At 44.5% G+C, this 247-nt stretch carries 1 protein-coding gene; it reads left to right on the forward strand.

All coding sequences use genetic code 11. From position 1 onward, the window contains the following. Nucleotides 1-247: reverse transcriptase-like protein (locus FVA95_RS30225; protein WP_161992558.1), on the forward strand; the 247-nt coding region annotated here is incomplete at both ends.

Here is a 247-nt window from a genome sequence, read left to right on the forward strand (position 1 = left end):
GGTGAAGATAGTTGTGACAGAAGAGGAAATATGGTTGAAGCCAGACCCAAAGTTCATCAAACTTAATGTGGACGCGACCTTTTTTGCGGAGCAAGGAGTTGGAGCTACGGCAATAATTATTAGAGATGAACGAGGTATTTTCCTTGCAGCTCTATGTAAGTTTATCCCATATGCAGCGGACGCAATGACATCAGAGGCAATGATGATGAGAGACGGACTGAGCTTGGCAAATAGCCTAGGGTTCCAA

It is taken from the genome of Pseudonocardia sp. EV170527-09 (genome assembly GCF_008369905.1).
GTDB lineage: Bacteria > Actinomycetota > Actinomycetes > Mycobacteriales > Pseudonocardiaceae > Pseudonocardia.